The organism is Ramlibacter sp. (genome assembly GCF_035706265.1).
Lineage (GTDB): Bacteria > Pseudomonadota > Gammaproteobacteria > Burkholderiales > Burkholderiaceae_C > Ramlibacter.
Genome location: NZ_DASSVG010000202.1, coordinates 1 through 13348, shown reverse-complemented (window position 1 = coordinate 13348; position 13348 = coordinate 1). Strand labels below are relative to the sequence as shown.

General features: G+C 71.7%; 12 protein-coding genes. 11 read left to right on the top strand and 1 reads right to left on the bottom strand.

All coding sequences use genetic code 11. The features are described from left to right. The 8 genes from VFM98_RS07510 to VFM98_RS07475 all read left to right on the top strand — a co-directional run. Positions 1-464 (top strand): phosphotransferase family protein (locus VFM98_RS07510; RefSeq protein ID WP_325109290.1); only part of this gene is annotated, 464 nt, incomplete at its 5' end. Continuing rightward, complete coding sequence (locus VFM98_RS07505) at positions 461-2209, top strand: ABC transporter ATP-binding protein (protein ID WP_325109289.1); 1749 nt, start codon at positions 461-463, stop codon at positions 2207-2209. The genes VFM98_RS07510 and VFM98_RS07505, both read left to right, overlap by 4 nt. Then, positions 2202-3392 (top strand): glycosyltransferase family protein, encoded by a 1191-nt coding sequence (locus tag VFM98_RS07500; protein WP_325109288.1) that lies wholly within the window; start codon positions 2202-2204, stop codon positions 3390-3392. Before VFM98_RS07505 ends, VFM98_RS07500 begins: the two co-directional genes overlap by 8 nt. Then, on the top strand, positions 3377-4144 hold the full coding sequence (locus VFM98_RS07495; protein WP_325109287.1) for a hypothetical protein: 768 nt from the start codon (positions 3377-3379) through the stop codon (positions 4142-4144). The genes VFM98_RS07500 and VFM98_RS07495 overlap by 16 nt, the downstream gene beginning before the upstream one ends. After that, on the top strand, positions 4114-5547 hold the full coding sequence (locus VFM98_RS07490; protein WP_325109286.1) for an alginate export family protein: 1434 nt from the start codon (positions 4114-4116) through the stop codon (positions 5545-5547). The genes VFM98_RS07495 and VFM98_RS07490 overlap by 31 nt, the downstream gene beginning before the upstream one ends. 16 nt (positions 5548-5563) lie before the next feature. Beyond that, complete coding sequence (locus VFM98_RS07485) at positions 5564-6928, top strand: UDP-glucose/GDP-mannose dehydrogenase family protein (RefSeq protein WP_325109285.1); 1365 nt, start codon at positions 5564-5566, stop codon at positions 6926-6928. Beyond that, entirely contained in the window at positions 6925-7914 is a 990-nt protein-coding gene (locus VFM98_RS07480; protein ID WP_325109284.1) for an NAD-dependent epimerase/dehydratase family protein, read from the top strand. The genes VFM98_RS07485 and VFM98_RS07480 overlap by 4 nt, the downstream gene beginning before the upstream one ends. Continuing rightward, the gene (locus VFM98_RS07475; RefSeq protein WP_325109283.1) at positions 7904-9181 is read left to right on the top strand and encodes a nucleotide sugar dehydrogenase; all 1278 of its coding nucleotides are present in this window, start codon (positions 7904-7906) and stop codon (positions 9179-9181) included. The genes VFM98_RS07480 and VFM98_RS07475 overlap by 11 nt, the downstream gene beginning before the upstream one ends. Before the next feature lie 46 nt (positions 9182-9227). On the opposite strand, the gene VFM98_RS07470 is transcribed toward VFM98_RS07475, so the two are convergent. Beyond that, positions 9228-10355, bottom strand: coding sequence for an alpha/beta hydrolase (locus VFM98_RS07470; protein ID WP_325109282.1), 1128 nt, complete (start codon positions 10353-10355; stop codon positions 9228-9230). A 221-nt stretch (positions 10356-10576) separates the two neighbouring features. Here VFM98_RS07470 and VFM98_RS07465 point away from each other — a divergent pair, with 221 nt between their 5' ends. The 3 genes from VFM98_RS07465 to VFM98_RS07455 form a co-directional block, all read left to right on the top strand. Beyond that, positions 10577-11812 carry a 3-methyl-2-oxobutanoate dehydrogenase (2-methylpropanoyl-transferring) subunit alpha gene (locus tag VFM98_RS07465; RefSeq protein ID WP_325109281.1) on the top strand — a complete coding sequence of 412 codons (1236 nt, stop codon included), beginning with the start codon at positions 10577-10579 and terminating at the stop codon, positions 11810-11812. Positions 11813-11815: 3 nt separating this feature from the next. Then, positions 11816-12877, top strand: coding sequence for an alpha-ketoacid dehydrogenase subunit beta (locus VFM98_RS07460; protein WP_325109280.1), 1062 nt, complete (start codon positions 11816-11818; stop codon positions 12875-12877). Position 12878: 1 nt separating this feature from the next. Beyond that, on the top strand, positions 12879-13348 hold a 470-nt coding region (locus tag VFM98_RS07455), incomplete at its 3' end, for a biotin/lipoyl-containing protein (RefSeq protein WP_325109279.1).

Below are 13348 nucleotides of genomic sequence, written 5' to 3'. Positions count from 1 at the left end.
GCCAGAAGATCGTGCGCGCGCTGCCGCAGGTGGCCGCGCGGGCCGACGCGACCCTGGCCGCCATCGAGCGCGCCGCCGCGGGCCTGCCGCCCTGCGAGCCGGTGCCGATCCACGGCGACTTCCACGCCGACCAGGCCTGGTTCGACGGCGAGCGCATCGTGCTGTTCGACTTCGACGAGTTCGTGCTGGGCGACCCCATGCAGGACCTGGCGGCCTTCCTCGTGCGGCTGCCGGACCAGCCGCACCCGCAGCTGGCGCGCGCGCCGTGGATCGCCGCCTACGCGCTGCAGGCGCCCTCGCGCTTCTGCCCCGTGCGCCTGGCCTGGCACCTGGCCGTGCAGCAGCTGCTGCGCGCGAGCCGCGCCTTCGTGTTCCAGCTGCCCGGCTGGCGCGGCGAACTCGAGCGCCGGCTCGCCTGCGCCGAGGCGCTGGCGCTGCAGGCCCAGTCGGAGTGCCGGTCATGACATCGCGCCTGCGCACCGTCGTCCTGGAGTGCCTGCGCGAGCAGCGCGTCTCGCTCGCCCTGGCCGCGCTCGCGCTGCTGGGCGTGGTGCTGTGCGAGCTGCTGGTGCCCTGGCCGATGAAGCTGATCTTCGACCACATCCTGCTGGCCAAGCCGCTGCCGCCCGACCTGCAGGCGTTGCAGCCGCTGCTGGCGCTGGGCGCCTGGCCGGCCCTGGTGGTGTGCGCGGTGGCGATCGCGGTGATCGCGCTGGCCTCGGGCGTGCTGGCCTACCTGCAGCTCTATACCAGCGCGCGGATCGGCCACCGCATCACCTGGCGGCTGCGCGGCGAACTGTTCGCCCACCTGCAGCGGCTGTCGCTGGCGCACCACCGCACCACGCGCGTCGGCGAGCTGATCACCAAGGTGGCGGGCGACACCAACCTGCTGCGCGACATGTTCTCCGACTGGCTGCTCACCGTCGGCCGCCATGGCGTGACGCTGCTGGCGATGCTGGCCGTGATGTTCTGGCTCAACGCCGCGCTGGCGCTGGTGGTGGCGGCCACGCTGCCGCCGCTGCTCCTGGTGATGTACCTGCTCAATCGCCGCATCAAGGCCGCGGCGCGCGAGCAGCGCAAGCACGAAGGCCGCATGGCCTCGCGCCTCAACGAAGTCCTGAGCCACATCGCGCTGGTGCAGGCCTTCGGCCGCCACGAGGCCGAAGAGGAGCGCTTCCGGCGCGAGATCGCCGCCAACTACGAAAGCGGGATGCGCAGCGCTCGCGTCAACGGCGCCATCGTGCGGGCGATCGCCGTCGTCAGTGCGGTCGGCACCGCGATCACGGTGCTGGTGGGCGCACGCGAGGTGCTGGCAGGCCGGCTCACGCCGGGCGAGCTGCTGGTGTTCGTGAGCTACGTCGCCGCGCTCTACAAGCCGGTGCGCGACCTCGGTCGGCTGGCCGGCAAGTTCTCGCGCGCCAGCATCAGCGTCGAACGGGTGGCGCAGATCCTGGACATCGCGCCCGATGCCGAGGACGCACCCGACGCCATCGCCCTCACGCACACGCTCGGCGAGATCACGTTCGAGAACGTGAGCTTCGCCTACCAGCCGGGCCGGCCCGTGCTGCAGGGGCTGAACCTGCGCATCGCGCCGGGCGAGCGGGTGGCGCTGCTCGGGGCTTCGGGGGCCGGCAAGTCCACCCTGATGAACCTGCTGCTGCGCCTGGCCGAGCCGAGCGCCGGCCGCATCCTGATCGACGGCATCGACATCCGCCGCTACACCCGCGCCAGCCTGCGCGCCGCGCTCGGCGTGGTGCCGCAGGAGCCGATGCTGTTCGCCGTCTCGGTGCGCGAGAACATCGCCTACGGCCGCCCCGACGCCACGATGGAGGAGATCGAGGCCGCCGCGCGCGCCGCCCGCGCCCACGAATTCATCATCGACCTGCCCCAGGGCTACGACACCGAGCTGGCCGAACGCGCCGCCAACCTCTCCGGTGGCCAGCGCCAGCGCCTGTGCCTGGCGCGTGCGCTGCTGCGCGAGCCGGCGATCCTGCTGATGGACGAGCCCACCGCCGCGGTGGACCCGCACTCGGCGCGCCTGATCCACGAAGCGGTCGCGCGGGTGCACCGCGACCGCACCCTGATCCTGATCACCCACGACCCCGCCTCGCTGGCGGGATACGACCGCGTCCTGACGCTGGAGAAGGGGCATCTCGCCCCCGCGTCCAGGCCGGCGGCCCTTTCCCTGGTGGACCTGCGCCATGGCTGATTCGAAACTTCCGACCCTCCTGTTCTACTGCCAGCATTCGCTGGGCATCGGCCACCTGACGCGCAGCTTCGCGCTGGCGCGGGCGCTGCGCGAGCGCTTCCGCGTCGTCTTCCTCAACGGCGGGCGGCTGCCGCAGGGCGTGAGCGTGCCGGCCGGCGTGCAGTGCATCCACCTGCCGCCGCTGGGCATGGACGACGGCCACGCGGTGATCAGCCGCGACGACGACTTCGACGTGGCGACGGCGCGCGCCGAGCGCCGGCGCCTGATCCAGGAGGCGGTGGCGCGCACCCGGCCGGCCGTGCTGCTGGTGGAACTCTTCCCCTTCGGGCGCAAGAAGTTCGCCACCGAGATCCTGCCGATGATCCGCGCCGCCCGCCGCCTCGGCGCCCGGGTGGCCTGCAGCCTGCGCGACATCCTGGTGGACGGCCGCAAGGACCAGCAGCACCACGACGACCGCGCCTGCTGGCTGGTCAACCGCTACTTCGATGCGGTGCTGGTGCACTCCGACGCTGCCTTCGCACGGCTGGAGGACAGCTTCCGCCCGCGGCGGGTGCTGCGCACGCCGGTGTGGCACACCGGCTTCGTGGTGCCGGAGCGCCGGCTCGACGCGCAGCGCGCCCGGGGCGAGCACGTGATCGTGTCGGCCGGCGGCGGCATCGTGGGCGACGGCCTGTTCCGTGCCGCGCTCGATGCGCACCGGCGCACCGGCGTGCCGATGCAGATCGTCGCCGGCCCCTTCCTGCCCGAGCCGCAGTGGCAGGCCCTGCGGCACGAGGCCGCCGGCCTGGCCGGCATCACCCTGCTGCGCCACGTGCCCGACCTCGCAGCGGTGATGTGCACGGCCCGCGCCTCGATCAGCCAGTGCGGCTACAACACCGCGCTGGACCTCGTGGTGTCGGAGGTGCCGGCCCTGGTGGTGCCCTACGCCACCGCCACCGAAAACGAGCAGCAGCAGCGCGCGGCCCGCCTGGCTTCGCTCGGCGCGCTGCAATGGATGGAGCCGCACCTCCTGGATGGCGCCGCGCTGGCCGCGGCGCTGCCGGGGCTGCTGCGCTTCCGTCCGCGCCCGGCGGCGCTGGCCCTCGACGGCGCCGAGCGCAGCGCCACCCTGCTGGCGCAGCTGGCCGGCACCGCGGTGCAGCCGCAACGCGTGGAAGCGGAGCTGGCATGGTCGACCTGCTGATCCCCGCGCTGGACGCGCTGCCGGCCGGCGTGCAGGTGTTCATGCGCGACGACGATGCCGGCTGGGAGGACGCGCGCCTGCTCGCGCTGCTGGACGTGACGCAGCGCGCCGGCGTGCCGATCGACCTGGCCGCCATTCCTGCGGCGATCGGCCCCGCACTGGCGGCCGAACTGCGCGCGCGCATCGATGCGGCCCCGGACCTGGTGGCCGTGCACCAGCATGGCTTCACGCACGGCAACCACGAGGCCGCCGGTCGCAAGAGCGAGTTCGGTGCCGCCCGCGACGCCGCCGCGCAGCGCAAGGACATCGCGCTGGGCCGGGCGCTGCTGGAGGACTGGCTGGGTGCGCGCGTGCAGCCCTGGTTCACCCCGCCCTGGAACCGCTGCAGTGCAGCGCTGCCCGGCGTGCTGGCCGGCCTCGGCTTCGAAGCGCTCTCGCGCGACCGCAGCGCGCAGCCGGCGCAGTCCGCGCTGCCGGAACTGCCGGTGGACGTCGACTGGTCGCGGCACTGGCGCGAAGGCGGCGCGGCCGCCGTCGCCTCTGCCCTCGTGCAGGCCCTGCGTGCGCGCGCCGCCGACGGCGCGCCGCTGGGCCTGATGCTGCACCACGGCGCGATGGCGCGCGAAGAGCTGGATTGCCTGGCCGGCCTGCTGGCCGCCGTGGCGCGCCACCCCCGTCTGAACTGGCGCGGCATGCGCGCGCTGCTGTCTTCCCTTGCCCCATGCGAATTCCACTGCGCCCCAGCCGTCTGATCCTGGCGCTGCTCGCCGTCCCCGCGCTGGCCGCTGCCGGCGAGGCGGTGTCGCCGCAGCCCACCACCGCGCAGGCCCAGATGGAGACGCGCGACGAGCGCCGCCCCGATCAGCCGATCACGCTGGACATCGGGGGCCACCCCGTGGAAGTGGGGGGCAGCTGGGAATTCACCAGCGAGTGGCGCGACAACTTCGACCTGAACGACGCCCGCGAGCGCGATCGCATCGTGCGCGAGCACGAAGTGCAGCTGGAGGCGCGCACGCGGTTCGGCGACCGCACCGAGCTGTTCATGCAGCTGGTCGGCCTGCGCGACGTGCGGCGCACCCAGGGCACGCCCGGCACGGAGGTGGACCACTCGATGGAGCGCGGGCCCATGTGGCTGCAGCGCGAGCGCCTGTGGGACACCCCGTGGCAGTTCCAGGTCGGCCGCATCACGCTGCTCGATCGGCGCGCCTGGTGGTGGGACGAGGACCTCGACGGCCTGCGCCTGCGCTACCCGGGCAAGACGTGGCAGCTCGATACCGGCCTCGTGCACGAGACGGCCCGCAAGTCCTCCGCCGGGCACGGCGTCGAGCCGGACACGAACGGCGTCACGCGCTGGTTCGGCCAGGCCAGCTGGCGCTGGGCGAAGCGGCACTCGGTCGATGCGTTCTGGATGGTGCAGCGCGACGGCTCGTCGCGGCCGGAGCCGGGCGACGTCTACCACGACGAGGACCGCACCGACCCGAGCGACCTCGACGCCCAGTGGTTCGGCCTGCGGGCCAGCGGCGACTGGCGCGGCAAGGGCGCGGTGGACCGCGTGCTGTACTGGGCCGACGTGGCGGCTTTCCGCGGGCGCGAGCAGGTGACCGGCTTCGAGGAACGCGACGACGGCCGCATGGTGGCCGGCTCCACCAGGACCCGCCGCCTGCACGGCCACGCGCTGGACTTCGGCGCCAGCGCCGTCTTCGACCTGCCGCTGCAGCCCCTGCTCACGTTCGCCTATGCGCGCGGCTCCGAGCAGTTCCGCCAGACCGGGCTGCAGGAGAACAAGAACCGCTTCGCCGGCGTGAAGCGCTGGCAGCGCTACGGCGAGCTGCTGCAGCCGGAGCTCTCCAACGTGGAGGTGCTCACGGCCGGCACCGGCCTGCGCTTCGGCCAGAAATCCTCGCTCGAACTGCTGGTGCACCACTACCGGCAGGTGCGGCCCTCCAGCACGCTGCTCGGCTCGCGGCTTTCCACCGATCCGGCCGGCAGCGGCCGTTCGCTCGGACGCGAGATCGACGTGCTGCTGGCCATCCGCGAATCGCGCCGGGTGGAGTTCGTCCTCAAGTACGCGCACTTCCGCCCCGGCAGCGCCTTCGCGCCCAACCGCAGGGACCCGGCGAGCTCGATCGAGCTCGGCATGACCGTCAACTTCTGAACCACGGACGCCTTTCATGAAACTCACCATCGTCGGTACCGGCTACGTCGGCCTCGTCACCGGGGCCTGCTTCGCCGAAATGGGCAACGACGTCCTGTGCGTCGACCTCGACGCCCGCAAGATCGAGCGCCTGCGCGCCGGCGACCTGCCGATCTTCGAACCCGGGCTGAAGGAGATCGTGCTGCGCAACATGACCGAGGGCCGGCTGCACTTCAGCGCCGACGTGCGCGAAGGCGTGCGCTTCGGCACCCTGCAGTTCATCGCGGTGGGCACCCCGCCCGGCGAGGACGGCTCGGCCGACATGCAGCACGTGCTGGCCGCGGCCCGCGCGATCGGCTGCCACATGAGCGACTACAAGCTCGTGATCGACAAGAGCACGGTGCCGGTGGGCACGGCCGACGCAGTGCGCGAGGAGATCGCCGCGGCGCTGGCGGCGCGCGGCATGCAGAAGATCCCGTTCTCGGTGGTCTCCAACCCCGAGTTCCTGAAGGAAGGCGCCGCCGTCGAGGACTTCATGCGGCCCGATCGCATCGTGGTCGGCGTCGACGACGAACGCGCGGCCCTCCTGATGCGCGCGCTGTACGCCCCCTTCCAGCGCCAGCGCGACAAGCTGGTGCTGATGGACGTGCGCTCGGCAGAACTCACCAAGTACGCCGCCAACGCGATGCTGGCCACCCGCATCAGCTTCATGAACGAGATGGCGCTGCTGGCGGAAAAGCTGGGCGCCGACATCGAGCAGGTGCGCCGCGGCATCGGCGCCGATGCGCGCATCGGCCCGCGCTTCCTCTATGCCGGCTGCGGCTACGGCGGCTCCTGCTTCCCCAAGGACGTGAAGGCCCTGCTGCGCAGCGCCGCCGACGTCGGCGAACCGCTGCACGTGCTGACGGCCGTCGAGCGTGCCAACGAGCGCCAGAAGCACGTGCTGGTGGACCGGGTGCTGCGCCGCTTCGGCCCCGACCTCGGCGGGCTGCGCTTCGCCCTCTGGGGCCTGGCCTTCAAGCCCGACACCGACGACGTGCGCGAGGCCCCCAGCCTGGTGGTGGTGCGCGAGCTGGCGGCGCGCGGCGCGAGCATCGTCGCCCACGACCCCGAGGCGATGGAGCGGGCGCGCGAGGCGCTCGGCGAGCTGCCCGCCATCACCTACGCCGAATCGCCGACGGCGGCGCTGGAGCAGGCCGACGCGCTGATCGTGGTGACCGAGTGGAAGACCTACCGGGCGCCGGACTTCGAGCGCGTGCGCGAGCTGCTGCGCCAGCCGGTGGTGATCGACGGCCGCAACCTGTACGAGCCGGAGCTGCTGCGCGCCTGCGGCATCGAGTACCACCCGCTGGGACGCAACGCACCGGCGCCCGTCGCGACGCCGCTGGCGCTGGCAGCATGAGCGCGATCCTCGTCACCGGTGCGGCCGGCTTCATCGGCATGCACGTGTGCCAGGCGCTGCTGGCGCGCGGCGAGCAGGTGCTGGGCCTGGACAGCCTCAACGACTACTACGACCCGGCCCTGAAGCAGGCGCGGCTGGCGCGCCTGCGCCGGCACGCGGGCTTCGCCTTCGAACGCCTCGACATCGCGGACGGGGCCGGCCTCATGCGGCTCTTCGGTGCGCACCGCTTCCGCCGCGTCGTGCACCTCGCGGCCCAGGCCGGCGTGCGCCACTCGATCACGCATCCGCACACCTACGCCCAGGCCAACCTGGTCGGCTTCCTCAACGTGCTGGAGGGCTGCCGCGCGCAGGACGTCGAACACCTCGTCTACGCCAGCAGCTCCAGCGTCTACGGCGGCAACACCAAGCTGCCGTTCTCCGAGGACGACCCCGTCGACCGCCCGGTGAGCCTGTACGCCGCCACCAAGAAGGCCAACGAGCTGATGGCGCACAGCTATGCGCACCTGTACGGCTTCCCGTGCACCGGACTGCGCTTCTTCACCGTCTACGGCCCCTGGGGCCGGCCCGACATGGCGTGCTGGAAATTCGCCAGCGCCATGCTGGCGGGGGAGCCCGTGCCGGTGTTCAACCACGGCCGCATGCTGCGCGACTTCACCTACATCGACGACATCGTGGCGGGCGTGCTGGCCGTGCTGGACCAGCCGCCGGAGGGCGCCCCGCCGCAGCGCGTCCTCAACATCGGAGGCAGCCAGCCGGTGCAGCTGCGGGAATTCGTCGCCACCCTGGCGCAGACGCTCGGGGTGAACGCGCAGATGCAGCTGCTGCCCATGCAGCCGGGCGACGTGCCCGCCACCTGCGCCGACGCCACCCGTATCGGCGCCTTGCTCGGCACGCCGCATCGCTTCACTCCGCTGGCCGTCGGCCTGCGGCATTTCGTCGACTGGTACCGGGCGTACCACGGGAGGGAACTCGCTCATGAATCTTGAAGACAGGACCCTGGCCGTGATCGGCCTGGGCTACGTGGGGCTGCCGCTGGCGGTGGAGTTCGGCAAGCGGCGGCCGGTGATCGGCTTCGACGTCAACCCGCGGCGGGTGGCCGAACTGCAGGCCGGCGACGACCACACGCTCGAATGCAGCCACACGGAGCTGAAGGAGGCGCGGCAGCTGCGCTTCAGCGCCGACCCCGCGGAGCTGCAGCAGGCGCAGGTCTTCATCGTGACCGTGCCGACGCCGGTGGACCGCGCCAACCGGCCCGACCTGCAGCCGCTGGTGTCCGCGAGCCGCACGGTCGGCCGCGCGCTCAAGCCGGGTGACATCGTGGTGTACGAATCGACGGTCTACCCCGGCGCGACCGAGGAGGTGTGCGTGCCGGTGCTGGAGCAGGCGAGCGGCCTGCGCTTCAACGAGGACTTCTTCTGCGGCTACAGCCCGGAGCGGATCAATCCCGGCGACAAGGAGCACCGCCTGCCCTCGATCCGCAAGGTCACCAGCGGCAGCACGCCGGAGGCGGCCGACGCGATCGACGCGCTCTATGGGCAGGTGGTGGCGGCCGGGACGCACAAGGCGAGCAGCATCCGCGTGGCCGAGGCGGCCAAGGTGATCGAGAACACCCAGCGCGACGTGAACATCGCGCTGATGAACGAGCTGAGCCTGATCTTCCACCGCCTGGGAATCGACACCCAGGAGGTACTGCAGGCGGCCGGCACCAAGTGGAACTTCCTGCCCTTCCGCCCCGGCCTGGTGGGCGGTCACTGCATCGGCGTCGATCCCTACTACCTGACGCACAAGGCGCAGGAAGTGGGTTACCACCCGGAGGTGATCCTGGCCGGCCGCCGCATCAACGACAACATGGGCCGGCACGTCGCCGACACCACGGTGAAGCTGATGCTGCGCAAGGGCCAGCCGGTGCTGGGCGACCGGGTGCTGGTGCTGGGCCTGACCTTCAAGGAGAACTGCCCCGACGTGCGCAACTCCAAGGTGGTCGACATCGTGCACGCGCTGGAAGGCTACAACCTGAAGGTGGACGTGTACGACCCGTGGATCGACATCGCGCAGGCGGACCACGAGTACGGCCTGCGCTGCCTGGCGGATCCGCCGGAGCAGGGCGCCTATGGCGCCATCGTGGTCGCGGTGGCGCACCGCGAGTTCCTGGAGCTCGGGGTGAGCGGCGTCCAGGCCTACGGCCGGCCCGGCGCGGTGATCTTCGACGTCAAGGGGATCCTGCCGGCGGCGGCGGTCGACGCGCGGCTCTGAGTCCAGCGCGCCGTGCGCCCAAGGGCGCAGCTCGGGCGCCGCGCCCTCAGTCCCCCATGCGCAACGTGCCCTGGCGCAGCCCCTGCACCTTGCCGTCGCGCAGCCAGTCCACCGTGGCCTGATAGAGCAGGCGGCGGTTCTTCTCCCACATCGCGTTGTGGGAGGAGCAGCCCAGGTCGACGAAGACCTTGTCGGCGCCGCCCCAGTCCTCGTACAGCTCGCGCACGCGTTTCGGGTCCACCTGCTTGTCGTATTCGCCGGCCACCATCAGGAAGGGCGTCTTCAGGCGCGCCACCACGGCCTGGTTGAAGCCCCAGGTCGGCACCGCGGGGGCGCGCCGCACGCCTTCGGCCCACCGCGCGCCGATCGGGTCCGACGCCAGCATCTCGTCGAAGATCGTGGCGGCGGCCTGCTTGTCGTACTGTGCCGGGCAGCCCACCTGCCGGTCCCAGTTGGCGATGAAGTCGGCGCGCGACTGCACCGTCATCGAGCCGTCCAGGCGCGGCAGCGGGTCGGGCGGCTCCAGCGGCGAATTGCGTCGGTAGGCAGGCGCGAGCACCACGATGCGGTCCACCTTCTCGGGATGCCGGGCGGCATAGCCCGCGATGCGCGGGCCGCCCTGCGACCAGCCCACCATCGAGACCCGTTCCACGCCGCGCAGCGCGCGCAGGAAATCGACCGTGGTGTCGATGTCGTGCCAGTCCGAGGCGACGGTGGTGATGGGCGTCGGGTGCGAGGGCGTGCAGCCGGCCTTGATCAGCATCGGTATGAAGCGCGCCTGCTGCGCCTTGGCGACGTTGCAGGGGTCGCCCATGGCGGGCGGCCGGGTGGAACGGCCGTAGCCCGTCAGGTCCAGCGCGAACACGTCGAAGCCGGCCTGGGCCACGAACGCGAGCCAGCTGTAGTCGCTGCGGCGGGAATCGAAGGACACCTCCGCGGGCGTGCCGGCGCCGTGCACGAACAGCACCACCGGGCGGGCGCCGCGCGGCGCGTCCTGCGCGGGCGCGAGCTCGCGCAGGTACAGCTGCCCTTCGTGGCCGGCGAGCCCCGGCGCCCGCGAGGCGACGCGCACCCGGTGCTCGCTGCCCACCAGGCCCTCGGGCACGCGCGGCGCCGAGGTGCAGGCGGCGAGCAGGCTGCAGGCGGCCAGGGCCGCGGACGCAAGGAAGCGCATGCTTTCATTCTCTCCGGCGGTCGCGAAGCGCGCAGCTTTCTCTGCCGCCGCGAGCTCGTCCATCCGGACAAACGTGCAGGGGTGATCCCCGGCCCAGCCCGGCTTTGGCTATCATCGAACGGTCGCGCCACCCGCGCGGCGTTCGGGGAGCGCGCGGCCACCCGCCATCGCGCTCTGCCCTCCACAATGAGGCGCGACACGATCGCGCGGAGACATACTCGATGAGCCAGCACGAGCCATTGCGCTTGCACGTGCCGGAGCCTTCCGGCCGCCCCGGCAGTCCGACCGATTTCTCCTATCTGCACGTTTCCGAGGCCGGCGCGGTGCGCAGGCCGCCGGTGGACACCTCCCACTTCGACACCCAGGACCTCGCCTACGCGCTGATCCGCGTGCTCGATCCGGACGGCCGCGCCGTCGGTCCCTGGGTGCCGGAGGTCAGCCCCGCGCAGCTGCGCAAGGGCCTGCGCGCGATGATGAAGACGCGCATCTTCGACGCCCGCATGCTGATCGCCCAGCGGCAGAAGAAGATCTCCTTCTACATGCAGTGCCTGGGCGAGGAGGCGGTCGCGGTGGCGCATGCGCAGGCGCTGGAACCGGGCGACATGTGCTTCCCCACCTACCGGCAGCAGGGCCTGCTGCTTTCGCGCGACGACATCCCGATGGCGGAGCTGATGTGCCAGCTGCTGTCCAACGAGGGCGACCCGATCAAGGGCCGGCAGCTGCCGGTGATGTATTCGTACAAGCGGGCCGGCTTCTTCTCGATCTCCGGCAACCTCGGCACCCAGTTCATCCAGGCGGTGGGCTGGGCCATGGCTTCGGCGATCAAGGGCGACACGCGCATCGCCTCGGGCTGGATCGGCGACGGCGCCACGGCCGAATCCGACTTCCACAACGCGCTCACCTTCGCCCACGTCTACCGCGCGCCGGTGATCCTGAACGTCGTCAACAACCAGTGGGCGATCTCCACCTTCCAGGCGGTGGCGGGCGGCGAGTCGACCAGCTTCGCCGCGCGCGGGGTGGGCAACGGCATCGCCTCCCTGCGGGTGGACGGCAACGACTTCCTCGCCGTGCTGGCGGCCTCGCGCTGGGCCGCGGAGCGCGCGCGCTCCAACCTCGGCCCGACGCTGATCGAGTGGGTGACCTACCGCGCCGGCGCCCATTCCACTTCCGACGACCCTTCCAAGTACCGGCCGGCCGACGACTGGGAGCGCTTCCCGCTCGGCGACCCGGTGCAGCGCCTCAAGCAGCACCTGATCGGCCTGGGCGCCTGGTCCGAGCAGGAGCACCAGCAGGTGCAACTGGAGCTGGAGGCCGAAGTGGCCGCGGCGCAGAAGGAAGCCGAGAGCCACGGCACGCTGCTCGATGGCCACATCCCGAGCGCGGCGACCATGTTCGAGGACGTGTACGCCGAGATGCCCGCGCACCTGCGCCGCCAGAGACAAGAGTTGGGGGTCTGAAGAATGCTGACGAAGACGAAGGAAGCCCAGGTGGCCTCGGCCGCGGGTGAGGCGAAGCCCATGACGATGATCCAGGCGTTGCGCAGCGCCCTGGACGTGACCATGGAGCGCGACGACAACGTGGTGGTGTTCGGCGAGGACGTCGGCTATTTCGGCGGCGTGTTCCGCGTCACCGAAGGCCTGCAGGCCAAGTACGGCAAGGCGCGCTGCTTCGACACGCCGATCAACGAAGGCGGCATCGTCGGCGTGGGCGTGGGCATGGGCGCCTACGGCCTGCGGCCGGTGGTGGAGATCCAGTTCGCCGACTACTTCTATCCGGCCTACGACCAGATCGTGTCGGAGGCGGCGCGCCTGCGCCACCGCTCGGCCGGCGACTTCACCTGCCCGATGACGATCCGCATGCCCTGCGGCGGCGGCATCTACGGCGGCCAGACCCACAGCCAGAGCCCCGAGGCGCTGTTCACGCACGTCTGCGGCCTGCGCACCGTGATCCCGAGCAATCCCTACGACGCCAAGGGGCTGCTGATCGCATCGATCGAGTGCGACGACCCGGTGGTGTTCCTCGAGCCCAAGCGCCTCTACAACGGGCCGTTCGACGGCCACCACGACCGGCCCGTGACGCCGTGGTCCAAGCATCCGCTGGGCAAGGTGCCCGAGGGCTACTACAAGGTGCCGCTGGAGTCGGCGGCGGTGGTGCGGCCCGGCAAGCAGCTCACCGTGGTGACCTACGGGACGATGGTGTGGGTCTCGCAAGCGGCGGCGGAGGAGACCGGCATCGACGCCGAGATCATCGACCTGCGTTCCCTGTGGCCGATGGACCTGGACACGGTGCTGGAATCGGTGCGCAAGACCGGCCGCTGCGTGGTGGTGCACGAAGCCACCAAGACCAGCGGCTTCGGCGCCGAGATCGCCTCGCTGGTGCAGGAGCACTGCTTCTACCACCTGGAAGCGCCGATCGAGCGCGTGGCGGGCTGGGACACGCCGTATCCGCACGCGACCGAATGGGCCTATTTCCCGGGACCGGCCCGCGTGGGCGCCGCCTTCCGGCGCGCGGTGGAGGCCTGACATGGGACTCTATGCGATCAAGATGCCCGACATCGGCGAAGGCATCGCCGAAGTGGAACTGGTGGCCTGGCACGTGCAGCCGGGCGACACGGTCAAGGAAGACCAGATCCTGGCCGACGTGATGACCGACAAGGCGACGGTGGAGATCCCCTCGCCGGTGGCGGGCAAGGTGCAATCGCTCGGCGGCCAGCCGGGGCAGGTGATGGCCGTGGGGGCGGAGTTGATCCGGCTCGAGGTGGAAGGGGCGGGGAATGTGCGCGAAACGGCGGTCTCGGTGCAAGGCACCACCGCGGGCACGGCGCAGGACTCCCTCCCCCAGCGCGGGAGGGCAGGGGTGGGGGCACGCGGCGGCGCGGCGCCGGTTCCGCCCGACGAGAAGGACGACATCACGCACGAGAACGAGGACGTGCCTGCGCGGGCAATGAGCGGTCAGGGCGGCCGGAGCGCCCCCACCCCGGCCCTCCCCCAGAG

Excerpts from the sequence above, each read along its gene's own strand:
- VFM98_RS07505 (WP_325109289.1), top strand. The coding sequence starts at position 461 with ATGACATCGCGCCTGCGCACCGTCGTCCTGGAGTGCCTGCGCGAGCAG.
- VFM98_RS07500 (WP_325109288.1), top strand. The coding sequence starts at position 2,202 with ATGGCTGATTCGAAACTTCCGACCCTCCTGTTCTACTGCCAGCATTCG.
- VFM98_RS07495 (WP_325109287.1), top strand. The coding sequence starts at position 3,377 with ATGGTCGACCTGCTGATCCCCGCGCTGGACGCGCTGCCGGCCGGCGTG.
- VFM98_RS07490 (WP_325109286.1), top strand. The coding sequence starts at position 4,114 with ATGCGAATTCCACTGCGCCCCAGCCGTCTGATCCTGGCGCTGCTCGCC.
- VFM98_RS07485 (WP_325109285.1), top strand. The coding sequence starts at position 5,564 with ATGAAACTCACCATCGTCGGTACCGGCTACGTCGGCCTCGTCACCGGG.
- VFM98_RS07480 (WP_325109284.1), top strand. The coding sequence starts at position 6,925 with ATGAGCGCGATCCTCGTCACCGGTGCGGCCGGCTTCATCGGCATGCAC.
- VFM98_RS07475 (WP_325109283.1), top strand. The coding sequence starts at position 7,904 with ATGAATCTTGAAGACAGGACCCTGGCCGTGATCGGCCTGGGCTACGTG.
- VFM98_RS07470 (WP_325109282.1), bottom strand. The coding sequence starts at position 10,355 with ATGCGCTTCCTTGCGTCCGCGGCCCTGGCCGCCTGCAGCCTGCTCGCC.
- VFM98_RS07465 (WP_325109281.1), top strand. The coding sequence starts at position 10,577 with ATGAGCCAGCACGAGCCATTGCGCTTGCACGTGCCGGAGCCTTCCGGC.
- VFM98_RS07460 (WP_325109280.1), top strand. The coding sequence starts at position 11,816 with ATGCTGACGAAGACGAAGGAAGCCCAGGTGGCCTCGGCCGCGGGTGAG.